This window comes from Stenotrophomonas sp. YJH_SMC_127 (assembly GCF_059372445.1).
This window is the reverse complement of sequence record NZ_JCAFVO010000013.1, coordinates 1-22,231: the sequence shown is the minus strand read 5'-3', so window position 1 is coordinate 22,231 and position 22,231 is coordinate 1. Positions and strand designations below refer to the sequence as shown.

At 63.8% G+C, this 22,231-nt stretch carries 24 protein-coding genes; 15 read left to right on the top strand and 9 right to left on the bottom strand.

The features are described from left to right. Positions 1–30 precede the first annotated feature (30 nt). The gene (locus AC5QAB_RS19845) at positions 31–1,554 is read left to right on the top strand and encodes an FAD-dependent monooxygenase (RefSeq protein WP_134966688.1); all 1,524 of its coding nucleotides are present in this window, start codon (positions 31–33) and stop codon (positions 1,552–1,554) included. 7 nt (positions 1,555–1,561) lie between these two features. Here the strand turns inward: AC5QAB_RS19845 and AC5QAB_RS19840 are convergent, their stop codons facing one another. The 7 genes from AC5QAB_RS19840 to AC5QAB_RS19810 all read right to left on the bottom strand — a co-directional run bounded on the left by AC5QAB_RS19840 (position 1,562) and on the right by AC5QAB_RS19810 (position 6,558). Then, entirely contained in the window at positions 1,562–3,265 is a 1,704-nt protein-coding gene (locus tag AC5QAB_RS19840; protein WP_041864224.1) for an ATP-binding protein, read from the bottom strand. A 185-nt stretch (positions 3,266–3,450) separates the two neighbouring features. After that, complete coding sequence (locus AC5QAB_RS19835) at positions 3,451–3,627, bottom strand: hypothetical protein (RefSeq protein ID WP_172980598.1); 177 nt, start codon at positions 3,625–3,627, stop codon at positions 3,451–3,453. A gap of 16 nt (positions 3,628–3,643) precedes the next feature. Next, positions 3,644–3,892: a hypothetical protein gene (locus AC5QAB_RS19830; protein ID WP_014647589.1), complete on the bottom strand. Its 249-nt coding sequence runs from the start codon at positions 3,890–3,892 to the stop codon at positions 3,644–3,646. 114 nt (positions 3,893–4,006) lie between these two features. Next, the gene (locus AC5QAB_RS19825) at positions 4,007–4,252 is read right to left on the bottom strand and encodes a hypothetical protein (protein WP_032957423.1); all 246 of its coding nucleotides are present in this window, start codon (positions 4,250–4,252) and stop codon (positions 4,007–4,009) included. A 125-nt stretch (positions 4,253–4,377) separates the two neighbouring features. Then, a complete protein-coding gene (locus AC5QAB_RS19820) occupies positions 4,378–4,647 on the bottom strand; it encodes a hypothetical protein (protein WP_032957425.1) in 270 nt (89 codons plus the stop codon). A 103-nt stretch (positions 4,648–4,750) separates the two neighbouring features. Beyond that, on the bottom strand, positions 4,751–5,227 hold the full coding sequence (locus AC5QAB_RS19815) for a hypothetical protein (protein ID WP_046431353.1): 477 nt from the start codon (positions 5,225–5,227) through the stop codon (positions 4,751–4,753). A 92-nt stretch (positions 5,228–5,319) separates the two neighbouring features. After that, on the bottom strand, positions 5,320–6,558 hold the full coding sequence (locus tag AC5QAB_RS19810) for an NADH:flavin oxidoreductase/NADH oxidase family protein (RefSeq protein WP_100450279.1): 1,239 nt from the start codon (positions 6,556–6,558) through the stop codon (positions 5,320–5,322). An 89-nt stretch (positions 6,559–6,647) separates the two neighbouring features. Between AC5QAB_RS19810 and AC5QAB_RS19805 the strand changes: the two genes are divergently transcribed. Then, positions 6,648–7,127 (top strand): MerR family transcriptional regulator, encoded by a 480-nt coding sequence (locus tag AC5QAB_RS19805; protein ID WP_046431348.1) that lies wholly within the window; start codon positions 6,648–6,650, stop codon positions 7,125–7,127. 16 nt (positions 7,128–7,143) lie between these two features. On the opposite strand, the gene AC5QAB_RS19800 is transcribed toward AC5QAB_RS19805, so the two are convergent. Next, on the bottom strand, positions 7,144–8,355 hold the full coding sequence (locus AC5QAB_RS19800; RefSeq protein ID WP_014647583.1) for an MFS transporter: 1,212 nt from the start codon (positions 8,353–8,355) through the stop codon (positions 7,144–7,146). 127 nt (positions 8,356–8,482) lie between these two features. Further along, a complete protein-coding gene (locus tag AC5QAB_RS19795) occupies positions 8,483–8,902 on the bottom strand; it encodes an HD domain-containing protein (RefSeq protein ID WP_032957003.1) in 420 nt (139 codons plus the stop codon). 130 nt (positions 8,903–9,032) lie between these two features. On the opposite strand from AC5QAB_RS19795, the gene AC5QAB_RS19790 reads away from it, so the two are divergent. From AC5QAB_RS19790 to AC5QAB_RS19730, 13 genes are all read left to right on the top strand, one after another. Next, complete coding sequence (locus tag AC5QAB_RS19790; protein WP_014647581.1) at positions 9,033–9,290, top strand: hypothetical protein; 258 nt, start codon at positions 9,033–9,035, stop codon at positions 9,288–9,290. A 35-nt stretch (positions 9,291–9,325) separates the two neighbouring features. Next, positions 9,326–11,005, top strand: coding sequence for a type IV secretory system conjugative DNA transfer family protein (locus AC5QAB_RS19785; RefSeq protein WP_014647580.1), 1,680 nt, complete (start codon positions 9,326–9,328; stop codon positions 11,003–11,005). Positions 11,006–11,429: 424 nt separating this feature from the next. Continuing rightward, positions 11,430–11,876 carry a hypothetical protein gene (locus AC5QAB_RS19780; RefSeq protein ID WP_032957008.1) on the top strand — a complete coding sequence of 149 codons (447 nt, stop codon included), beginning with the start codon at positions 11,430–11,432 and terminating at the stop codon, positions 11,874–11,876. Positions 11,877–11,965: 89 nt separating this feature from the next. Then, entirely contained in the window at positions 11,966–13,021 is a 1,056-nt protein-coding gene (locus AC5QAB_RS19775; RefSeq protein ID WP_495233578.1) for a VirB8 family type IV secretion system protein, read from the top strand. Next, entirely contained in the window at positions 13,018–13,797 is a 780-nt protein-coding gene (locus AC5QAB_RS19770; protein ID WP_021202792.1) for a TrbG/VirB9 family P-type conjugative transfer protein, read from the top strand. The genes AC5QAB_RS19775 and AC5QAB_RS19770 overlap by 4 nt, the downstream gene beginning before the upstream one ends. Further along, positions 13,794–15,047, top strand: coding sequence for a TrbI/VirB10 family protein (locus AC5QAB_RS19765; protein WP_169411833.1), 1,254 nt, complete (start codon positions 13,794–13,796; stop codon positions 15,045–15,047). Before AC5QAB_RS19770 ends, AC5QAB_RS19765 begins: the two co-directional genes overlap by 4 nt. A 14-nt stretch (positions 15,048–15,061) precedes the next feature. Next, on the top strand, positions 15,062–16,105 hold the full coding sequence (gene virB11, locus AC5QAB_RS19760) for a P-type DNA transfer ATPase VirB11 (RefSeq protein WP_032961561.1): 1,044 nt from the start codon (positions 15,062–15,064) through the stop codon (positions 16,103–16,105). 3 nt (positions 16,106–16,108) lie between these two features. Continuing rightward, on the top strand, positions 16,109–17,092 hold the full coding sequence (locus AC5QAB_RS19755) for a lytic transglycosylase domain-containing protein (protein ID WP_241884535.1): 984 nt from the start codon (positions 16,109–16,111) through the stop codon (positions 17,090–17,092). A 73-nt stretch (positions 17,093–17,165) separates the two neighbouring features. Then, entirely contained in the window at positions 17,166–17,570 is a 405-nt protein-coding gene (locus tag AC5QAB_RS19750; protein ID WP_014647573.1) for a TrbC/VirB2 family protein, read from the top strand. Further along, on the top strand, positions 17,563–17,871 hold the full coding sequence (locus AC5QAB_RS19745) for a VirB3 family type IV secretion system protein (protein WP_005417227.1): 309 nt from the start codon (positions 17,563–17,565) through the stop codon (positions 17,869–17,871). Before AC5QAB_RS19750 ends, AC5QAB_RS19745 begins: the two co-directional genes overlap by 8 nt. Positions 17,872–17,951: 80 nt before the next feature. After that, a complete protein-coding gene (locus tag AC5QAB_RS19740; RefSeq protein ID WP_241884534.1) occupies positions 17,952–20,393 on the top strand; it encodes a VirB4 family type IV secretion/conjugal transfer ATPase in 2,442 nt (813 codons plus the stop codon). Next, a complete protein-coding gene (locus AC5QAB_RS19735; protein ID WP_236636397.1) occupies positions 20,390–21,217 on the top strand; it encodes a hypothetical protein in 828 nt (275 codons plus the stop codon). The genes AC5QAB_RS19740 and AC5QAB_RS19735 overlap by 4 nt, the downstream gene beginning before the upstream one ends. 76 nt (positions 21,218–21,293) lie before the next feature. Further along, the coding region (locus AC5QAB_RS19730) for a TrbL/VirB6 family protein (RefSeq protein WP_495233577.1) at positions 21,294–22,231 on the top strand (938 nt) is incomplete at its 3' end.

Sequence of the window (22,231 nt, the reverse complement as noted above, 5' to 3'; positions counted from 1 at the left end):
GCGCCGGCCCGGCGCTCACAGGGAAATCCCATGTTGTACGACGTCGTCATCGCCGGGGCCGGCCCGGTCGGCCTGTTCCTGTCGTGCGAGCTGGCCCAGGCCGGCTGTTCGGTCCTGTTGCTGGAGCAGGCAGCGTCGCCCGAGACGCCCTTGAAACGCCTGCCCTTTGGCTTGCGCGGCTTGAATGCGCCCACCCTGGAGGCCCTGGATCGACGTGGCCTGCTGGATGCGGTTGCCGCCAGTCAGGTGCTGAAGCCGGACAACGGCGCACCGCCGCCCGGCACCGCCCATTGGCTGGCGCAACCGCGGCCACTGGGCGGCCACTTCGCCGGCATTCCTTTTGCGCTGGACAACGTGGACAGTGCGCGCTGGCGCCATCGCCTGCCGACGCCGGTGCCCACCCAGATGGCGGTCGAGCTGCAGTCGCTGGAGGCGGTGCTGGCCGAGCGTGCGGTGTCGCTGGGTGTACAGATCGAGCGTGGCTGCACGGTGCAGGCGGTGCACGCACGCGAAGCACAGATGGTGGTCCAGACCGGTCGCGGGCTGATGCGGGGCCGCTGGCTGGTCGGTTGCGATGGCGCCCGCAGCACGGTACGCAAGCAATCGGGGTTCGTGTTCGCAGGGACGGCGCCGGAGTTCACCGGGCACACGCTGCAGGTCGAACTGGCAGACCCGTCGGTGCTCGTCCCGGGGCGTCAGTTCACCGAACACGGCATGTGCAATTTCAATCCGCCGGGCATGCTGGCGCTGGCCGATTTCGACGGTGGCGCCGGCCATCGCACGCCGCTGGACCGGCACACCGCCCAGGCGCTGCTGCGGCGTGTCTCCGGGCGAGAGGCAACGATCACGGCGTTGCATCTGGCCACCACATGGACCGATGCCGCGCGCCAAGCCACGGCCTATCGCAGCGGCCGCGTGCTGTTGGCCGGTGATGCCGCGCACATGCATTCGCCGTTGGGCGGGCAGGGGCTGAACCTCGGCATCGGCGATGCGATGAACCTGGGGTGGAAGCTGGCCGCGGTGGTGCGAGGTGATGTGGCAGAGTCGCTGTTGGACAGCTATCAGGCTGAGCGCCATCCGATCGGCGCCCAGGTGCTCGACTGGTCACGTGCGCAGGTGGCGTTGATGCGGCCAGGCCCCGGGTCGCGCGCGCTGGCGGCGGTCATCGCCGACCTGGCCGCGACCCGCGACGGTGCCACCTATCTCGCCGAGCGGCTGTGGGGTATAGCACCGCCACCGGTGCTCGACGGCAGCCATCCGCGGGTTGGCCGAAGCGCACCGGACGTCCAACTGGCTGATGACCGTCGGATGGGAGAGCTGCTGCGTGCAGGGCAGGGCGTGCTGCTGGGGCTCGATACCGGCGATTCGCTCGGTCCGATCATTGAGCGCTGGCAGCGGTCGGTCACCTGCGTGATGTCCACGGCGCGCGACACGCTGGGACTGGGCGCCGTGCTGGTCCGCCCCGACGGTATCGTCGCCTGGGCCTGCGATGCTGGCGGTGACACGTCGGGGCTGGAGCCTTCGCTGGAACGCTGGTTCGGTTCGCTGCGGTGACCGCCCGCTAGGGCGACGCCACCACGGCCTGCGCGCAGCGCCCGGCTTCGGTCATCACCGAGGCCAGCTGCTTCAATGAGTAAGGCTTGCGCAGCAGGGTGAAGCCATGGCCAGGGTCCCGGGCCAGCAGTTCGCTGTAGCCGCTGGTAAGGATCACTGGAAGCCCAGGCAGGCGGCTGCGGATGGTACGGGCCAGATCCAGGCCGTTCATGCCAGGCATCACTACGTCGCTGAACACTACATCGAAGCGGGAGGCATCCCGTTCGAGCTCCGCCAGGGCCTCGTCCGCATTGTGCGCAAGTACCACGTTGTAATCGAGCTCGCGCAGGGCGCCGACGGCAAATTCGGCCACATCGACGTTGTCTTCCACAACCAGCACGCAGACACCGTGACCATGCTGCAGCCCCGGTAGCGTCGCCGGCCGTTCCGTCATTTCTCTCGCCTGCGCCAGCGGCAGGTACAGGGTGAAGCGGGTACCGGCGCCCGCCTGGCTCTGCACGTCCACCTCGCCTTCCGACTGCTTGACGAAGCCGAACACCTGGCTGAGGCCGAGGCCGGTTCCGGCGCCGACGCTCTTGGTGGTGAAGAAGGGCTCGAAGATGCGGTCGACGACGGCGGGGTCGATGCCTGCTCCGGTGTCGGTCACGCTGATCGCGGCGAAGTCGCCCTTCATCGGCGCGGCGAAGCGCACCGAAGGCACCGCGGTTACCTGCTCCACCTCGATGGTCACCCTGCCGTGTCCCTCGATCGCATCGCGCGCGTTGACCGCGATGTTGATCAATGCAGTGTCCAGCTGGGTCCGGTCCAGCAGCACCGGCAACGGCGTGCCGGGCAACGTCAACGACACCTGGATGCGTGCACCCAGTACCGTGGTGATGATGTCCGAAAGCGCGTGCACGCTCTCGCAGAGATCGAAGACCTCCGGCGACAGGCTCTGGCGACGCGAGAACGCAAGCAGTTGCGCGGTCAGCTTGGTGGCGCGGTCCGAGGCTGTGGCAATGGCCTGGATGTAGCGGCGCCGGGTGTCGTCTGACGGCCACGTGTGCAGGAGCATGTCCACCGAACCGGTGATGACCTGCAGCAGGTTGTTGAAGTCGTGGGCCACACCGCCGGTGAGCTGGCCGATCGCCTCCAGCTTCTGCGACTGGCGCAGCTGCTCGCGGGCGCGCACCAGTTCCAGATGGGCCTCCCGCGCCTGCTCGGTGATCGCCGCGACCTGGCGGCTGTGCAGGTCGCGCTCGATCACCCGTTCGGTCTGCTCGCTGACCACGCACAGGATACCGGCGACACTGCCGCAGCCGACGCGCAGCGGTGAATAGGAAAACGTCCAGAAAGTTTCGCGCAGCGTGCCGTCGCGATCCATCATCAATGGCAGGTTCTTGAAGCTGCGGCTGGTGCCGGCAAAGGCGTCGTCGACGGCATGCACCACGTCCGGCCATACGTCCGCCCAGACATCCTCCAGACGGTTGCCCATCGCGCCGTGCAGCTTTTCCCCCAGCATCGGCAGATAGGCATCATTGAAGAAGAACGCCTTGTCTTCCTTGCCCCAGGCAAGCCACAGGGGTTCCGGCGAATCCAGGATCATCGCCAGCAAGGTGCGAAGTTCGGCGGGTGCGCTTGCGGCAGTGGCCGAGCGGGCCCAGTCACTGTCCTGCAGCAGTCGGTAGGCGAGCTGATCAGGTGCAGAGACTGGCAGGGGAAAAGGATGCATGGCCGCCATTGGCGCAGGGAGGTGGCGCAGCATAGCCGAGCGCATGTCATGATGCCCTGCACACCCTCGGCATGAAGGGCCTCGCCACTTCGCCGTTGACGTGGCAGGGATGCACCCTTTGTTCAGCAGGTTGCCGCTATCGCGGCGCAGCGCGAAGGGAGGCGAAGCTGGCCTGATCGGCGGGTCTAGCCCTTACGACCTGCCTGCGCGGTGAGCACATCCCGGCCAGCCTCGGTCAGATCGATATCCCCGTCTTCCGCCTGTACCGCCCATCCGGCGGTCACCGCCCACGTTGCGGCATCGCCGCGCACCGGCTCTGCAGCGGCGATTGCCTGGAGTATTTTCCGCTGTTCCGCAGTCATTTCCACGTGGCGGCCCTCAGATACCCAGCAACGACGCCGGTTGCCAGTCCGACAGGCGGGCGTGGCTGACCGGTTGATGGCAGCCGCACCCGTCACAACGAAACAACGCCCCGCCCGGAAGTTGCACCAGGTTGTCTTCGCTGGCAGAGCTGGTCGACGAGCAATGCCGGCAGGTGACCGTGAGCGCAGTGATGCGCTGCACGCTGCCTGATAGATCGAACACGGCCTCGAACGCGCGAATGACAGGGTGGGCAGTGTCCGGCATCTGAGTCTCGACAGGGTGGGGAGACCTCATCGTCGCGCGCCGGCTGTGATGGAGCAGTCAGCCGGATGCATGGGCGCGATCAAGACAGGCGCGGCAACCGGGCGCGCACCTTCGTCAGGGATTGTTCTTCTTTCCGCTCAGGTCCAGCGGCTTGTCACTGCCCTTGCGCTCGCTCGACCACACTTCCATGCCCTTGTTGCAGCGGCTCTCGCGGGCAGCGACCTCGGGCGGCAGGTCCTTCAGGTGCGGCGACTCCTGGCAGGCTTGATGCATGTTGCTGTCGTCATAGGTGGCGCAGGCGCTGAGCGATGCGAGGGCGATGGCAATGAGGGTCACGCGGAGCGGGGGCTGCAGGTTCATGGGGGGGCCTCGGGTGATGCCGGGATGGCCATGGAATTCAAATCCGTGACACCGGGCATGCACAATCGGACCAACCGCACTTGTTATCCTATAACAGATGCGCGATAGTCCGGCCCCTGCCGGCGTCAGGCGATGCAGATCACCAGTACCGTGCACAGCACCAGCATCAGCACGAACACGCGTCGGCTCAGTGCCAGGCAGGCCAGATAGGCTGCGAGCGCCCACGCTGCCAGCAGCGCGCAGGCCATCACCCATAGCCCGATACCCATCATCGAACCCGTCGCCAACGCAGACAGTGCGATGGCCTTGAACAGCGCCACGCCCAACACGCTGCCCAGCATGCCGGCCTGCAAGGCGATGGCATCATGGCGGGCAGGTGCGCGATGGGGGTGCATTGCGGGTCCGGTACGGGCCGAGAGCGCGGCGTCGGCTGCACTGTGCCCAAATGCACATCCACGAAATGTGTTCATCGCGCGCGAAGACCGCGATGAAGCCCGTTCAGTCGAACTCACCCTCGGCCGATTCCAGGCGCTGCCGGTACGCCGCGCGGTGCTGGTACAGGCGCTGGCACTCGGCCGACCTGTGGATGCGGCTGCCGGGTTCATTGGCCACCGAGTCGCACATCCGCGCGATGTGATTGTTCTCCGCCAGTTCGGTGACGAAGAACACGGCAGTGATGCCGGTGCCAAGCAGCACGACATACAGCAGACGGCTGAGCCAGCGTGACAATTTCCGCTCGAAGTGCTGCTGGATGGTCAGGTCGAAGCGGATGATGCTGAGCACGATCCAGACGATGGCGACCAGGAAGCAGAGCGTGGGCAGCAGGTCGCGCCAGATGCCTGCTTCGTAGACCGACTCGCTGTAATGGACCGCAGCTCCGGCACCCGCGATGGCAATGGCCAGCGCCCAGTTGCGGCCCAGTGAGAGCAGGTCATCGAGCAGCTTTTCGTGGTTCCTGGTTGGTCCTGCTGCCACGAGGGTTCCTTCTGCGTGTTGCGACCGGCGACGGGCTGCCGCCGATCGTGCAGATGGTGAAGCATCGATTCGGTGATGAGAAGCCTGCCCGCTCAGTATCCTCCTGCGCGTGCACCGATCCAGCGCCGGTAGCGGCGGGTCCGGCACTTTGCGGCCGCCTGTGCCAGCAGCAGTGCCCAGACGGGCGAAACACCCGGCGCCGTGGGCCGGAGCCTGCTCAGCCGCGCCAACTGGTACTTCACTGCGGCCATGTGTGCGCTGGCGGCCAACGGTTTGTTGCGCCAGTCGATGGTGCGCAGTGTCGGCACCGGGTCGCGGCCCTGCTGCCAGCGGTGTGGCAGATCCGGCTCGATCGCCAGCGCGGTTGCGACGCCGACCATGGCCACACCGCTGTCAAGTACCTGATCGGCCACGGCGCGACGGCGGATGCCACCGGTGACCATCAGCGGCATGGTTGCCACCGTGGCGATCTCACGCGCGAACTCAAGGAAGTAGGCCTCGCGGGCCAGGCTGCGCTGGTCGCGTGCGGCACCGGTCATGGCCGGTGCTTCGTAGCTGCCACCGGACAGTTCGACCAGGTCCACGCCGAGCGGCGCCAGCATTTCCACCACTGCGCGCGCATCCTCGGGCGAGAAGCCACCGCGCTGGAAATCGGCGGAATTGAGCTTCACGGCCACCGCGAACGTGGGCGACACGGTGGCGCGCACCCCCTGCACGATCTCCAGCAGTAGGCGCGCACGGTTGTGCAGGCTGCCGCCCCAGCGGTCGTCGCGGCGGTTGGACAGCGGCGACAGGAACTGGCTGAGCAGGTAACCGTGCGCGGCATGGATCTGCACGCCACTGAACCCGGCGCGCTCGGCCAGCTCGGCGCTGCGGATGAAGCGGGCGATCACCTCTTCGATGTCCGCCTCGGTCATCGCCCGCGGCGGTGCGAACTGCCTGGACAGCGCGCCCATCTCCAGGGCGACGGCTGACGGCGCGAGTGCCGGTTGGCCGAGTGCGGCCGGCATCTGCCTCCCGGGATGGTTGATCTGCATCCACATCTGCGCGCCCCGTGAGCGTGCCGTTTCGGCCCAGGCGATGAAGCGGTCAAGGTGGCGGTCGTCTTCCAGCACCACGCCGCCGGGGCCGGTCATGGCGCGGCCATCGACCATCACGTTGCCGGTGATGATCAGTCCTGCGCCGCCATCGGCCCAACGCTGGTAGAGCTGCAGCAGCGCAGCGGACGGCGCGTGGTCGGCGTCGGCCATGTTTTCCTCCATCGCGGCCTTGGCAATGCGGTTGCGGATGATGGCACCGGAGGGTAGTGCCAGGGGCGAGAACAGCGACATCGGACAGCTCCGGGACAGGGGAATGGCGCTACGCTAACCTTCAAGTTTTATTGAAGGTCAACAGGCTCCCATGGCGAGGATTCAGGCAGATGAAGATCGGTGAGCTGGCCCGCCTCACGGGCCTCGCGGCGTCGCGCATTCGCTTCTATGAAGACGCGGGGCTGCTGGTGGCGCAGCGCCAGGCCAATGGCTACCGCGACTATCCGGAACAGGCGGTGCTGTTGCTGGAATTGATCACGGGCGCGCAGCGTGCAGGCTTCAGCCTGGAAGAGATCCGCGCCCTGCTGCCACCGGACATGGGCCAGTGGCAGCATGAGGCGTTGATCGCGATGCTGCAGCAGAAGGTGGCTGACATCGAAGCGTTGCAGCTGCGGTTGGCAGAGAGCCGGGCGCACCTGCTGGCCCTGATCGAGGACATCCAGGCGCGGCCGGACGGCATCGACTGTGCAGCCAATTCGCGGCGGGTGCTGGACCGTGTGAAGCGCGGTGAGCTGGCGCGGCCGACCCTGGTGGCCGGCGATACAGCGTTGCTGCGACCGGATCGCCGTCGCCGCAGAGGCAGCAACTGACGATCCGGCGCAATGTTCAGTGGCTGCCGACGACGGCGGTGCTGCGCTTCTTGTCCAGCATCACCGCCACGCACCACAGCAGCAGGCCGCCGATCGCGGTAGCCGCGCCGACATAGCCGGTACTGGCCGGGCTGAAGCCGGCGCTGATTGCCATGCCGCCCAGCCACGGGCCGAGTGCGTTGGCAGTATTGAAAGCGGCGTGGTTGGAGGCCGCCGCCAGCGTCTGCGCCTCACCGGCCACGTCCATCAGGCGGGTCTGCAGCACCGCCGCCAGTGCGCCCATGGTGCCGACAGTGATGATCATCGGGCCGATGGTCCACACCGACTGTGCGGCCAGCGGATACAGCAGCAGCATCACGATCGACCACAGCAGCACCACGGCGGCGGCCTTGAAGTGGAACTTGTCCACCAGCCAGCCACCGGCGATGTTGCCGATGATCGCGCCGATGCCGAACACGCCCACCGCCAGCGGCATCCACGATTCGGCCACGCCGGTGACCTGCACCAGGGTCGGTGCCAGGTAGGTGAACACGCAGAACATGCCGGCGAAGCCGACCGCGCCGATCGCCAGCGCCAGCCACACCTGGGACGTGTTGAAGGCGCGCAGCTCGCGCATCGGCGAGGTACGTACTTCATCCGGGTCCGGTAGCAGGAAGCGCGCGATCATCGCCACGGTGGCGATGGCCAGCACGCTGACCAGGGCAAAGGCGGTGCGCCAGCTCAGCTGCTGACCCAGCCAGGTCGTCAGCGGGTTGCCGACCAGGATCGCGATCGACAGGCCCAGCAGCACGCGTGACATCGCCTGGCCGCGCTGGCCTGCGGGACTGATCGCGGCGGCCACCAGCATCGCCACGCCGAAGTAGGCGCCATGCGGCAGGCCGGCGACGAAGCGCGCCACCAGCATCGTGCCGTAGTTCGGTGCCAGCGCGCTGGCCAGGTTGCCGACCGCGTAGAAGCCCATCAGTGCCAGCAGCAGCTTGCGGCGCGGGAAGCTGGCGCCGACGAAGGCGAGGATCGGGGCGCCGACCACCACGCCGATGGCATAGGCGCTGATCAGATGCCCGACCTGGGTTTCGGAAATCGACAGGCCGCGGCTGATCTCCAGCATCAGGCCCATGCTGGCGAACTCGCTGGTGCCGATGGCGAAGCCACCCAGTGAAAGGGCGAGGATGATCAGGGTGCGCTGGCGGGGCGTCAGCCGCGCAGCCAGGGAAGAGTTGGGGCTCATGCGGGGGCGCGATGGGGGGCGGGAGCCGCCCATTGTACTGCTGCACTGCAGCAGGAGCAGCAGCACTCAGGGTAAATCAGCGTTTGATCGGTGACACGCCGGCCCGCCGAGCCTCGTCGCGCCCGGCTCAGATGCCCAGCGCCGCCCGGGCATGAGCGTACTTTCCGTGCAGGCGCGCGGCCGTCGCCGCATCGAGCATCGCCAGCCGCTGCGGATCGGCGTTGTCATCCAGATCGGCGCGCTTCACTTTCAGTGCCAGCGGGTGGGCGGCAATGCGCGCGTAGTAGCTGTCCGCGTCGGGTGCTGCATCGCGGTTGAGCAGTTGCACCGCCTCGCGCAGCGGTGCGGGAAATACCTCGATCCGCGCGGCAAACGCCGGGCAGTCCTCGGCCACGTCATGCAGCCAGGCCACCACTTCGGCGTCATCGTCGCCGCGCACCGCAGCCGCCACCCGCGCCACATGGCCGATGTAAGGCTGGCCGGCCTTGTCGATCTGCCCCGCGTGGGCCTCGGTGGCCAGCGTGCGGGCAAGTGCTACCCAGTCCATTGCGGTCTCCTTGGATATCCGCGCACAGTTTCGCGCAGAAGCCGCAGCGGTTGTGGATGCGCCCATGACGCTGCCACCGGCATGATGGCGGGGCAGGGGGCGCAGTGTTGCCCCGACAAGGAGGAGTGCGATGCAGGAATTCAGGCATGTGCTGGAAACCCGTGGCCGCTACCAGCTGGTAGCGGTGTCCCACGAGCCGGTGTACGCTCCCGGCGATGTGGTCGGCCATGCGGTCGTCGCCGACGATGGGGATCGTCTGACCGACCTGATATCACTGGCCGAAGCGCGCCAACGCTTGCTGCAACTGGTGCGTGAAGAGGGCGAGGAGCCCGGGCTGGAAAACGAGAACCACCTGCGGAAGAAGGCGTCGCGCTGGCGCCACCGCTAGGCCGTCGCGCCGCGTGCGCATCATGGAGGATTCGGGTGTTGCCCAGTAAGAAGTATCTGCTCATCGCCATCATCACGCTGGCGACCCTGTTGCTTGGTTTCGTGTTCTCCGGCTATTTGACCTTGCTGTTCCTGGGGCTGGACACCCAGCTGTTCACCTGGAACACCTACTACCAGTACGTCCACGCCATCGGCCAACCGCAGGTCGCGCCCTTCGTGGGCAAGATCAAATGGGCGGGCTACGTAGGCTTCGGCCTGCCCCTGCTGGTGCTGCTGGTGGCCGGCCTGGTGCTGCTGCTGAAGAAGGACAAGCGCTCGCTGCACGGCGACGCGCGCTTCGCCACCGGCGCCGACCTGGCCAAGCACGGCATGTTCAAGAAGACCGGCCAGAGCATCGTGGTCGGCAGCCATGGCGGCAAGCTGGTGCGCCTGGATGGCCAGCAGTTCGTGATCCTGGCCGCGCCCACCCGCTCGGGCAAGGGCGTGGGCGTGGTCATCCCGAACCTGCTGGAGTACGGCGAATCGCTGGTGGTACTGGACATCAAGCAGGAGAACTTCGACCTGACCAGCGGCTGGCGCGCCAGCCAGGGCCAGGAGATCTACCTGTTCAACCCCTTCGCCGAGGACCGGCGCACGCACCGCTGGAACCCGCTCAGCTACGTCTCCGACGATCCGGCCTTCCGGGTGTCGGACCTGATGAGCATCGCCGCGATGCTGTACCCAGACGGGGCCGAGGACCAGAAGTTCTGGGTCAGCCAGGCACGCAACGCGTTCATGGCCTTTACCCTGTACCTGTTCGAGAACTGGGACGACGAGCGCAGCAGCGGTTTCCCGGGCGGCGCCGGCACGCCCACGCTCGGTGCGGTGTACCGTCTGTCCTCCGGCGACGGCACCGACCTGAAGAAGTACCTCAAGACCCTGTCGGAGCGACCGTTCCTCAGTGCCAATGCCCGTTCGGCGTTCGCCAACATGCTGTCGCAGGCCGATGAGACCTTCGCCTCGATCCTGGGCACCTTCAAGGAGCCGCTCAATCCCTGGATCAACCCGGTGCTGGACAAGGCCACCAGCAGCAACGACTTCCTGCTGACCGACGTCCGCAAGAAGAAGATGACCATCTACATCGGCATCCAGCCCAACAAGCTGGCCGAGAGCCGGCTGATCATCAACCTGTTCTTCAGCCAGCTGATCAACCTCAACACCAAGGAACTGCCCAAGTCCAACCCGGACCTGAAGTACCAGTGCCTGCTGCTGATGGACGAATTCACCTCGATCGGCAAAGTGGAGATCATCGCCTCGGCGGTCTCCTACATGGCCGGCTACAACATCCGCCTGCTGCCGATCATCCAGAGCATGTCCCAGCTCGACGCCACCTACGGCCGGGAAGTCTCTCGCACGATCATCACCAACCACGCGCTGCAGATCCTGTACGCGCCGCGCGAACAGCAGGATGCCAACGACTACTCGGACATGCTGGGCTACACCACGGTGCGCAGGAAGAACGTCACCCATGCCCGCGAGAAGACCCACAACTTCACCGAGGAACGGCGCGCGCTGATGCTGCCGCAGGAGCTGAAGGCGATGGGGCCGGACATGGAGGTGTTCCTGTACGAGGGGATACCTCACCCGGTGAAGTGCGACAAGATCCGGTACTACAAGGATCGCTACTTCACCTCGAGGTTGCTGCCGAAGGTGGACGTTCCGATGCTGAACGTCTAATTCACGTCGCTGAATTTGTGATCACCATTCGTAGTTAAGAATGTGAATTCGTGATTTCGGTCAAGAATTTGGCATTTGTTCATGGATTTTCAGACTTGTCTGACATGGAATTGACGCGTGGTTGTGCAACCCTGTGCATGTCGTTCAGAAATGTGTGATGGATGGCAGATGTTGTAGAGCAGGGTGGCCAGGAGTTTGTGCCATGAAACAAGGATGGTTTCGACGTTGGTGAGGTATGCGGGTGTGTCGTCGGCAGTGTCTGGCGGCCCCGCGACTTGGTTGGCAGCCGTTGGCTGCAGGGGAGCCGGAGCAGGTGTGCTGCCAGTCAGTGCGTCGCTCCGATTCCGGCGTGCGCGACGCAGCGCCGGACGACCAGGGGGCCAATGCTCGGGACTGCTTTTTCGTACGTCAAAGTGAAGCCCGTATGAATCAGGCGTTTATCGCGAAAATGTCCATCGCCGCAGTGGCGGCGTTGATGGTGGCCGGTTGCGCCACCAAGTCCGCTCCCGATTTCGGAGGCCGCTGGAAGCCGGTCAACCGCTTTGCTGCGGCACCCACCGAGATCCCGCTGTACTCCAGCTACGTCTACCAGGCCTCGCCGATGGATGGCACGCTCAAAGCCATGCTCGAGCGCTGGGCCAAGGATTCCGGACGCACGCTGGATTACCGCCTGAGCTCGGACTTCACCCTGTACGGCGCGGTCTCCAGCATCGACACCACCAACGCTCAGCAGGCCGTGATCGATCTGACGGCGGCCTATGCAGCGCAGGGCATCTCCGTCTCCATCGTTGGCAACCAGATCGTTGTGCAGAGCGCTGGCTCGACGCCGACCGCGTCGGCACAGGGCGCTGATTCCAACAGCGGCACCTGAGTCCACCTCGAAATCATCGAACGTGCCGCTCCCCGCGCCTGTCGCAGGGGTGCCACGCCCATTGATGTTTCAGCAGTACGGAAGAATCCATGTTCCGCAAGAAGGATCCCGGCAATAGTCCCAAGGTCGAGCAGTCGGTCGCCAAGGCGGTCAGCTACGAGATCACCGTGGCCGACATGGCGCGCCGCAGCGAGCGGCGTGCGTGGTGGGTCGCCACAGGCTCGTTGCTGATGTCGCTCGCACTGGCGGGCGGCTACTACTACATGCTGCCGCTGAAGGAAAAGGTGCCGTTCCTGGTCATGGCCGATGCCTACACCGGCACAGCGACCGTCGCGCGGTTGAGTGGCACCTTCCAGGGCGAGACGATCACCACCAACGAAGCGATCAATCGCAGCAACGTCGCCCAGTACGTACTCGCGCGCGAATCGTATGACTCGGCGGTGATGGGCCTGCGTGACTGGGAACTGGTGTTCGTGATGTCCAGCAGCCCGGTTGCTCAGAGCATGCGTATGCGATACGCAGGAAGTAACCCTCAGAACCCGTTTGTAATGTACGGCCGCGAAAAGGCCATTCGGGTCAAGATCCTGAGCATCACGCCGCTGGGGGCTGAGCCGAACGGCAGCTTCCGCGGTGCGTCGGTGCGCATCCAGCGCAGCCTGTTGGACAAGCGGACCGGAGCATCCAGCTACCTTGACAACCAGCTGGTGACGATGCGCTTCGAGTACAACCAGAACCTGGCGTTGTCCGAACAGGATCGCATCCTCAATCCGCTGGCCTTCCAGGTCACCGAGTACCGAGTCGACAACGACTATTCGCGTGGCGTGCCGGTGCCGGATGACGGCGCCATGCAGGCGCAGGCGCAGCAGGCCGCACAGGCGGCGCAGCAGGCACAGGGCGTCTACGATCCCAACAATCCGGCCGCAGCCACCATGATCGACCCGGCCACCGGCCAGCCGGTCGCGGTGCCAGCCAACGGTCAGGTACCGGGCCAGCCGATGCCGGGACAGCCTGTACAGGGCCAACTGATGCCGGGTCAGCCGGTGCAGGGGCAAGCAATGCCGGGGCAGGCCATGCCCGGACAGCCGGCCATGAGGCCGGCGCAGAACAATCCCACCGGAACTGCTGATGGAGCAAGCAACCGATGAGTAGTCGAAATATCAGGGGAAGCGCGCTGGCGCTGCTGTCGATGTTGTCGTTGCTGTTCTCAGCAGCGGCGATGGCGCAGGCGGTGGACCACTACGAGTACGAGAAGGACCGTATCTACCCGGTTCGCACCGGCCTGGGCCTGACCACCCAGATCGAGTTGAGCCCGAACGAGAAGATCCTCGACTACAGCACCGGCTTCAGCAGCGGCTGGGAACTAACCCGTCGCGAGAACGTGTTCTACCTCAAGCCGAAGAACGTCGACGTCGACACCAACATGATGGTGCGCACCGAGACCCATTCCTACATCTTCGAACTGAAGGTGGTGGCCACCGACTGGCGCCAGCTGGAGCAGGCCCGTCGTGCAGGCGTGCAGTACAAGATCGCCTTCGTCTATCCCAACGACACCGTGTTCGGTGTCGCCCAGGAAGCGGTGGAGGAAGAGGCCAAACCGCTGTTGAGCTCTGAACTGGCCAAGGACCGCCAGTACAACTTCAACTACTCCTATTCGACCAGCAAGGCGAAGAAGATGGGGTGGCTGATCCCGGTCAACGCCTACGACGATAGCCGTTTCACCTACCTGAAACTGCCGAACTCGCCGGAGTACAAGACCGGCATCTTCCCGGCGGTGTTTGGTCGCGAAACGGAATACGGTGAGGACTTTGTGGTCAACACCACGGTTGAAGGCAATACGCTGATCGTGCACGGGACCTACCCGTACTTGGTCATCCGCCACGGCGACTTCGTCGTCGGTCTGCGAAGGAACGTGAAGAAATGAGCCAGCAGAACACTCCCGGAAACGACCCGAACAACGGACGCGACGAGAGCCAGAGCCCGTATGGCGCACAGGGTGCCGCGGACGCGCCGTCGAATCCCTACTTCGGCACGGCCCAGGCCGAGCCGGCGCCGGATCTTGACGCGGCCGCGCCGCAGCTGCGCTCGGCCGAAGAGCAGCGGCTGAACCGAAAGGCGCTGCTGTTCCTCGGTGGCATCGTGCTGCTGCTGATGGCAATGGGCTTCCTGCTGTTCCGCAAGGGGCAGGATGATGCGACCGAGCAGAACAAGCCGCGGGAAGAGGCGCGTGCGACGACACCACAGCTGCCGAGCGTGGGTACCGCAGCTGATCCGGCGCCGCCGGTGGCTGCTGCCGATCCGATTCCGATGCTGCCGCCTGCGCCCCAGCAGGAAGTGCCCATGCCCGGTTTTCCGTCGGCGAGTAGGCCACAAGAAGATCGCGGGCCGACGTTGATGGACCGGCGCATGGGCGGCGGTTCCGGGGTAGGGGGGGGCGACGCGGGCGCGTCGTCCGGTAGCCAGAACTCTGACTACAACCAGGCGATGATCGCTGCCATGCAGGCGGCAGCAAATCCTCAGACCCAGCCGCAGAAGGTCCGTCGTGGCCCCGACGTGGAAAATGTCTCCAATGCCGCCTATATCCGTAGCCCTGACGCGCTGCTGGTTCGTGGCACGTACCTGAGATGCGTGCTGGAAACGCGGATCATCACCGACGTGGCCGGCTACACATCGTGCCTGCTGACCGAGCCGGTGTACTCGATCAATGGGCGCAGCCTGCTGCTTCCGAAGGGCTCCAAGATCTATGGCTCCTACGGCGGTGGTCCGATCGGCAAGCGGGTGGAAGTGATCTGGGATCGCATCACCACGCCGAATGGCATCGACGTGGCGATGTCCAGCCCTGGTACGGACGGCCTGGGCGGGGCAGGACATCCTGGCCAGTACAGTGCGCACTGGGGTAGCCGTATCGCGTCGGCGCTGATGATCAGCCTCATCGCTGACGCCTTCAAGTACGCCGCAGCCGAGCACGGTCCAGAATCGACAACGGTCGCCAGCAACGGCTTTGCCGTGCGCTCTCCCTACGAGAGCGCAACCGCTCGCACCATGGAGCGACTTGCCAATGAGGCGCTCAGCGAGCGCCGTCCGCCAACCGTCACGATCAACCAGGGCACGATCGTGAATGTCTACGTCGCCAAGGACGTTGACTTCACCAACGTGCTGAACCCCCGCCGGTAACTCAACGAACGATCATGGACGCCGAAGTGTCACCCCTCGCCCTCGTCTCCAGCGATTTCCTGCGCTATCAGTACGAAGTGCTGGGCATCGCCGAGTACATGACGTCTCCGGAAGTGACGGAAATCTGCATCAACCGTCCCGGTGAGCTGTACCTGGAAACCCGGGCGGGGTGGCAGCGGGTGGACGTGCCGAGCCTGACCTTCGAGCGGGCCCGGCAGTTCTGCACGGCGGTGGTGAACGAGAGCAACACCGGCCAGCGCATCACCGATGCCGATCCGGTCGTGTCGCTCACGTTCCCCACTGGCCAGCGTGCGCAGTTCGTGATTCCGCCGGCATGTGATGCAGGCAAGGTGTCGATCACCATCCGTCTGCCGTCCAAGCACACCAAGTCGCTCAGCCAGTATCACGAAGACGGCTTCTTCAATCAGATCCTGGAAACCGATGGCAGCATCAGCGAGCAGGATCGTGAGCTGCTGGAGCTGCGCCATTCGCGCGAGTACGCCGAGTTCTTCCGGCGTGCGGTGATGTACCGCAAGAACATCGTGGTATCCGGTGCGACCGGTAGCGGCAAGACCACCTTCATGAAAGCGTTGGTCAATCATATCCCGGACAACGAGCGACTGGTCACCATCGAGGACGCGCGCGAACTGTTTCTGACCCAACCCAATGTCGTGCACCTGCTGTATTCCAAGGGTGGACAAAGCACCAGCAATGTCAGCGCCAAGAGCTGCATGGAAGCCTGCCTGCGCATGAAGCCCGAACGCATCATCCTCGCCGAGCTGCGCGGTGACGAGGCGTTCTACTTCATCCGTAACTGCGCGTCCGGCCACCCGGGGTCGATCACCAGCTGCCACGCCGGCAGTCCGGAACAGACCTGGGACCAGCTGGCGCTGATGGTGAAGGCTTCGGCCGAGGGTTCGGGCCTGGAGTTCAACGTGATCAAGCGGCTGTTGATGATGACCATCGACATCGTCGTGCATATCAAGGCGCATGCCGGCTCGCGCTACATCACCGGCATCGACTTCAATCCTGGGCGTGCCCAGGGGCAGGAGGGCTGAAGGATGCTGCCAGGACTGGAAATGATGGCGTGCCCGGAGATGGCCGTCTCGATGGATGTGATGCAGCATGTAATCAACGTCGAATCGTCGCGCAATCCCTACGCCATCGGCGTGGTCGGCGGCGCACTGGTGCGCCAGCCCAAGGCCTTGGATGAAGCGCTGGCGACGGTACGCATGCTGGAAGAGAAGGGCTACAACTTCTCGATCGGACTGGCCCAGGTCAATCGCTACAACCTGGGCAAATACGGGCTGGATTCCTACGAGAAGGCCTTCCAGCAGTGCCCGAACCTGCAGGCGGGTTCGCGCATCCTCGCCGAGTGCTACAAGCGCTCCGGTGGTGATTGGGGCAAGTCGTTCAGCTGCTACTACTCGGGCAATTTCGAGACCGGCTTCCGTCACGGCTACGTGCAGAAGGTCTATGACTCGATGCGCCGCGGGCAGATGCTTGCCAGCAATGGCGTTGCACCGATCGACGTGGTCAGCCGCGGCGAGCGCCGCAGCGTGAAGGTCGAACATCATCCGCAGCTGGCCTCTCCGGCGCAGGCCCGCATCGTTGCGCAGTCCAATGGCCCGGTGTACGTGCCGTCGGAAGATCCCGCACGCGCCTATGTCGTGTACCCGTCCACCGGTGCGATGGCGCGGGGCAGCCTGCTGAATCTCGCCGACCAGACGCTGTCCAAGGTGGTGCTGGGTTCAGTGGACAGGATGATGCAGCCTCAGGCGCAGCCCAGCCAAGGGCCCGCCTATCCCCAGCAACAGGCCGGTGGCATGCCGCAGCAGCTGCCTCAGCAGGGTGCTGCACAGGCGATGGCCATGCCGCAGCAGTTGCCAAGTGCTGCTGGCGCCGGCAATGAGGGGCCAGTGATGCTGCGGCCCTGGAGCGAGCGCAACCAGCCTGTCGCCGGTGGCGACAATTCATTCAACGCACCGGTGCAGGCTGCGCCGGTGCAGCAGATTCCCGCAGGGGATGCGGCCTTCGTGTTCTGACGAAGTCGTGGTGCGGCCAGTCCCCCGGCTGGTCGATTCAGTTGTGTTAGTCCATCAACAAGGAAATCAATCCATGAAGCGATCCAATCTCGACCTCGTCCAGGCCCAGCGCACGCTGAAGACTCTCCTGATGGCCACCCTCTTCGTTGGTGCGCTGTTCGCTCCGGAGGTCTTCGCCAATCAGGGCGGCGTCAATTATGGTGGCACCGAGAAGAAGGTATGTGGCTTCTTCGACAGCATCAATGGTCTGCTGAACATGGCCTCGATCGCCGTGGTGACCATTGCCGTCATCTTTGCTGGCTACCAGATTGCCTTTGCGCATAAGCGCATTGGTGATGTGGCTCCGATCCTGATCGGTGGCGTACTGATCGGTGCCGCTGGCCAGATCGCACGTATGCTGCTGGGTGACGACTATGGCACCTGCGAGGGCAAGACCTCCATGCTGATCCAGCAGGCTGTCCAGTACTACAGTGCATAAGAACGTCGTCTTCCGCGGCTGCACACGTCCGGCAATGTTCCTGGGCGTTCCCTACCTGCCATTCTTCATGGTGGCAGGTGGGTTGCTGCTGCTCAGCATGTACACGAACTTCTGGTTTCTGCTCACCATTCCGGTGGCGGTCTTCATCATGCGGCAGATGGCTAAGCGTGACGAAATGATCTTCCGCCTGTTGGGCCTGCGCCTGCTGTTCAAGCTGAAAGTCCGCAACGTGCAGGAACACGATGGTATGTGGGTGTTCAACCCCAACCATTACCGCGACAAACCGGCCCGAATGGATTGAGGTCCGGATCCGGCCCGCGGGCGCAAGCGTCCGTCGGGTCTGTTGAAACTTCTTGGCAGTACCTCTTTGGAAGCAGTCGTATGTTCAGCCCTGACACCTCCATCAGTGAGTTCATTCCCCTGTCGACGCATGTCGCCCCGAACGTGGTCAAGACCACGGGCGGCGACTACCTGTTGACGTGGTACCTGGAAGGACTGCCGTTCGTTGGTCGCGAGGAATGGGAGCTGGAGCACCGGCACAATACGTTCAACCGCCTGCTGCAGACGCTGAGGGCACCGGATTTCGTCAATGTCGCCTTCTGGGTGCACGACATTCGCCGTCGCCGTACGTTGAAAGGCAAGAGCCACTACAGCCAGCGCTTCAATCAGGATGTATCCGACCAGTACATGGGCATGCTGTCCGCCCAGCGCATCATGCAGAACGAGCTGTACCTCACCATGATCTACCGCCCGGTCGTGGCCGGGAAACGCTTCGTGGAAAGGTCGGCGAATGTCGAGCGCTTGCAGGCCGAGCAGGAGCAGGCCATCGAGAAGCTGATGGAACTGGCCGGCAACGTCGAGGCAGTGATCCGCGATTACGCACCGTATCGCCTGGGCATGTACGAGGCCAAGAACGGCGTGGTGTTCTCTGAAACGCTGGAGCTGTTCGGCTACCTGATCAATCGCATCGACGAGCCGGTCCCGGTGCTGTCGGCACCGATCAAGGACTACCTGCCGGTCAGCCGGCACATGTTCTCGGCCAAAACCGGTGACTTCGTCATCAACACCCCTAATGGTGCCAACCACTTCGGCGCCATCCTGAACATCAAGGAGTATGCCGAAGGAACTTACCCGGGCATCCTCAACGGCCTGAAGTACCTGGACTACGAGTACGTCATCACCCATTCGTTCAGCCCGATGGGGCGTCAGGACGCGCTCAAGGTGCTCGACCGCACCAAGGGCATGATGATCTCCTCCGGTGACAAGGCAGTCAGCCAGATCGTCGAGCTGGACCAGGCGATGGATCAGCTGTCGTCGGGTAATTTCGTGCTGGGCGAGTACCACTTCATCATGACGGTCTACGGCGACAGCCAGGCCAAGCTGTCGCAGAACGTGGCCACGACACGCGCCGAGCTGTCCAATGCCGGTTTTGTGTCGACCAAGGAAGACCTGGCGGTTACCTCGTCCTTCTATTCGCAATTGCCGGCCAACTGGCGCTACCGCACCCGCCTCGCCAACGTCAGCTCGCTGAATTTCCTGGGCCTGTCGCCGCTGCACAACTTCGCGACCGGCAAGCAGCACAACAACCCGTGGGGCGACTGCGTCACCACACTGCAGACCACGAACGGCCAGCCGTACTACTTCAATTTCCACGCGACCCATCCGTCGGAGAATTCGCTGGGCGAGAAGGCGATCGCCAATACCATGGTGATCGGCAAGTCCGGTACCGGTAAGACTGCGCTGATCAACTTCCTGCTCAGCCAGGTTCAGAAGTACGAGCCGTCACCGACCATCTTCTTCTTCGACAAGGACCGTGGCGCTGAGATTTTCGTCCGCGCCTGCGGTGGTAACTATCTGGCCCTGGAGAACGGCGCGCCGACCGGGTTCAACCCGTTCCAATGCGAGAACAATGAAGCCAACGTGCAGTTTCTGGCCGACCTGATCAAGGTGCTGGCCGGCAAGCGTGAATACAGTGCGCGCGAGGAGGAGGACATCTACCGCGCAGTGGAAAGCATGCTTGATACGCCGATGCACCTGCGCAGCATGACCAACTTCCAGAAGAGCCTGCCCAACATGGGCGACGATGGGCTCTACGCGCGCATGCGCCGCTGGACCTCGGGCAATTCGCTGGGCTGGGTATTCGACAATCCGGTCGACACCGTTGATCTGAGCAAGGCCAATATCATCGGCTTCGACTACACCGACATCATCGACAATCCCGAAGTGCGCGTGCCGGTCATCAATTACCTGCTGCACCGCCTGGAATCGTTGATCGATGGTCGTCCGCTGATCTACGTGATGGACGAGTTCTGGAAGATCCTGGACGGCGAGGGTGGCCTGAAGGAATTCGCGAAGAACAAGCAGAAGACCATCCGTAAGCAGAATGGTCTGGGCATCTTCGCAACGCAGAGCCCGGAAGATGCACTGAAGAGTGATATCTCCGCCGCCCTGATCGAACAGACCGCCACCCTGATCCTGCTGCCGAACCCGAATGCCAGCAAGAGCGATTACATGGATGGCCTGAAGCTGACCGAGGCCGAGTTCAAGGTGGTTACCGCGCTCGACGAGCGCTCGCGCTGCTTCTTGGTCAAGCAAGGCCATGCGTCCAGCGTCTGCCAGCTCAACCTGCGTGGCATGGACGACATCCTGTCGGTGATCTCGGCCTCGACCGACAACATCGACATCATGCATCGCGTGTTGCAGACCGCTGCAGTCCGCAACCGGATCACCGTGGACGAGCTCACGCCGGAGCAGTGGCTGGAAGACTTCTACAAACATCGAAAAGGGTCCGGGAAGCGGGCCGAGCAGGAGGAGACGGCATGAAGACGCTCGCTCAGACGAACAAGGAAACCCCCATGACAACTGAACTCCGCCGCACTCCGGTGCGACGCAGGCGCTTCGCGCCGATGATGGCCGCAGTGTTGACCCTGGGCATGACCATCAGTACAGGCACCAGTCCCGCGCAGGCGATGACGGTCTATGACCCATTCAACTGGATCATGAATTTCATGCAGGAGATGAAGGCCGGTCAGGAATATCTTCAGACTGCGCAGCGTTGGAGTGAAACGGCTCAGCAGTACTCCAAGACCATCGACAACTGGATGTCCAAGCTCCAGAACTGGACCCAGATCATTGCTTCCCCCCTGATGCCGCCGACTCCTGCGCTGACGAAGATTCCCGAGAACTGGAACGTGGCCGAGAAGTGCGGCGGCGATTCCATGATCAGCATGAATGGTCTGATGGCAGTGTTGAACATGAGCCCGGGCGGTGACATCGGCGCGCAGCAGCGTGCGATCTGCTCTTACATCCAGGTGCTTGAGAACAAGAAGTACAACGAGACTGTCGAGGTCGTGCAGATGTCCATGCCGGCGATGGAGCAGATGCTTCAGCAGCTGCGTCGGATCCGCAACGCGTTCAAGAATGAAGGCGCACTGCAGGAGGATATCTCCAACAATACGGCAACCTCGGTCGAGCTTGAGAAGGCCTTCAAGAAGTGGGAGACCACCATCAAGGTCTACGACCAGCAGATCGCTGCCTTGCAGGGGCGGCAGAAGAATCTGGCCGAGCGTGCGTTGCGGGGCGAGCGCAACCCGATTGGAAGTGTCATCAAGGCCGGCGCGCTGAAGGCCGCGCTCTCCACCAAGTGAATCACGTGCGCAACGCACTCCAGCAGGGCCCCGACGCGGGGCGGGTGATGTGATGAGTCAGGGAATGATGCACGGTATGGTGTTCAATGATCTGTTGCACGGCACGTTGTTCGCCTCCGTGGGCGACTTCGTCTTCTTCCGGCTGATCCTGGAATATCTGCGCGAAGAGATCACCAATTTCGGCAACGGTATCCTGAGCCGGATGATGACCTGGGTCGGCACGATGGCCCTGGTGCTGATGACGCTGTGGGTGCTCATCCAGGGCTTCCGCATCGTGACTGGGCGAAGCCGTGACTCGATGGCTGCGTTGATGACGAACATGGCACGGGCGGCACTGATCGTTACGGTCGCTACGTCGATGGCCATGTTTGGGACCAAGCTGCAGAACTTCCTGACTGGCGATGTTCAGGACCAGATCACCTATATCGTGACCGGAAAGAAGTCGACTGCCGAGGAATTGATTGATAAGAACCTGGGTTATATGCAGTTGGCGCTCACGTCGGTGAGTGTGCTGGATGTTGCCGGCGACGTAACGCTGGATAGCGCAAAGACCCGTGCGATGTGGTTCATTGGGCTGGGCACCGGCGGACCGGCCGTTACGGCGGGCGCCATGCTATTGCTGTACCAGATCGCAATGTCATTGTTCATTGGTTTTGGTCCGCTGTTCATCCTCTGCCTGCTGTTTGAGCAGACAAAGTCCCTGTTCCAACGATGGTTGTTCTATGGCATCGGCACCATGTTCTCAATGGCGGTGCTGGCTGCGATGACCGGCATTGCCATGGAAATGGTGGCGCGCGTGGCGGCTTCGTTCTGGGGCGCGTCTGCGCTGGGTGCACTGCTGGGGTCGAACCTGACCGAGGGCATGAGCAGCATGGCGCTGCAGCAGGGCGGCATGGGCCTGATCCTGACGACGCTGATCCTGACTGCGCCCCCAATGGCTGCGATGTTCTTCCAGGGCACCCTGGGTACCTTCATGGCATATTCGCAGATAGGTGGTAGCGCCGTGCCGACCTC

What these genes read in the sequence shown, in the direction of transcription:
- AC5QAB_RS19835 (WP_172980598.1), bottom strand. Translation starts at nt 3,627, where the DNA reads ATGACTGCGGAACAGCGGAAAATACTCCAGGCAATCGCCGCTGCAGAG.
- AC5QAB_RS19735 (WP_236636397.1), top strand. Translation starts at nt 20,390, where the DNA reads ATGAAGACGCTCGCTCAGACGAACAAGGAAACCCCCATGACAACTGAA.
- AC5QAB_RS19780 (WP_032957008.1), top strand. Translation starts at nt 11,430, where the DNA reads ATGAATCAGGCGTTTATCGCGAAAATGTCCATCGCCGCAGTGGCGGCG.
- AC5QAB_RS19810 (WP_100450279.1), bottom strand. Translation starts at nt 6,558, where the DNA reads ATGTCGCTGTTCTCGCCCCTGGCACTACCCTCCGGTGCCATCATCCGC.
- AC5QAB_RS19845 (WP_134966688.1), top strand. Translation starts at nt 31, where the DNA reads ATGTTGTACGACGTCGTCATCGCCGGGGCCGGCCCGGTCGGCCTGTTC.
- AC5QAB_RS19765 (WP_169411833.1), top strand. Translation starts at nt 13,794, where the DNA reads ATGAGCCAGCAGAACACTCCCGGAAACGACCCGAACAACGGACGCGAC.
- AC5QAB_RS19800 (WP_014647583.1), bottom strand. Translation starts at nt 8,355, where the DNA reads ATGAGCCCCAACTCTTCCCTGGCTGCGCGGCTGACGCCCCGCCAGCGC.
- AC5QAB_RS19820 (WP_032957425.1), bottom strand. Translation starts at nt 4,647, where the DNA reads ATGCACCCCCATCGCGCACCTGCCCGCCATGATGCCATCGCCTTGCAG.
- AC5QAB_RS19740 (WP_241884534.1), top strand. Translation starts at nt 17,952, where the DNA reads ATGTTCAGCCCTGACACCTCCATCAGTGAGTTCATTCCCCTGTCGACG.
- AC5QAB_RS19755 (WP_241884535.1), top strand. Translation starts at nt 16,109, where the DNA reads ATGCTGCCAGGACTGGAAATGATGGCGTGCCCGGAGATGGCCGTCTCG.
- AC5QAB_RS19825 (WP_032957423.1), bottom strand. Translation starts at nt 4,252, where the DNA reads ATGAACCTGCAGCCCCCGCTCCGCGTGACCCTCATTGCCATCGCCCTC.
- AC5QAB_RS19805 (WP_046431348.1), top strand. Translation starts at nt 6,648, where the DNA reads ATGAAGATCGGTGAGCTGGCCCGCCTCACGGGCCTCGCGGCGTCGCGC.
- AC5QAB_RS19795 (WP_032957003.1), bottom strand. Translation starts at nt 8,902, where the DNA reads ATGGACTGGGTAGCACTTGCCCGCACGCTGGCCACCGAGGCCCACGCG.
- AC5QAB_RS19830 (WP_014647589.1), bottom strand. Translation starts at nt 3,892, where the DNA reads ATGCCGGACACTGCCCACCCTGTCATTCGCGCGTTCGAGGCCGTGTTC.
- AC5QAB_RS19750 (WP_014647573.1), top strand. Translation starts at nt 17,166, where the DNA reads ATGAAGCGATCCAATCTCGACCTCGTCCAGGCCCAGCGCACGCTGAAG.
- AC5QAB_RS19770 (WP_021202792.1), top strand. Translation starts at nt 13,018, where the DNA reads ATGAGTAGTCGAAATATCAGGGGAAGCGCGCTGGCGCTGCTGTCGATG.
- AC5QAB_RS19790 (WP_014647581.1), top strand. Translation starts at nt 9,033, where the DNA reads ATGCAGGAATTCAGGCATGTGCTGGAAACCCGTGGCCGCTACCAGCTG.
- AC5QAB_RS19840 (WP_041864224.1), bottom strand. Translation starts at nt 3,265, where the DNA reads ATGCATCCTTTTCCCCTGCCAGTCTCTGCACCTGATCAGCTCGCCTAC.
- AC5QAB_RS19775 (WP_495233578.1), top strand. Translation starts at nt 11,966, where the DNA reads ATGTTCCGCAAGAAGGATCCCGGCAATAGTCCCAAGGTCGAGCAGTCG.
- virB11 (WP_032961561.1), top strand. Translation starts at nt 15,062, where the DNA reads ATGGACGCCGAAGTGTCACCCCTCGCCCTCGTCTCCAGCGATTTCCTG.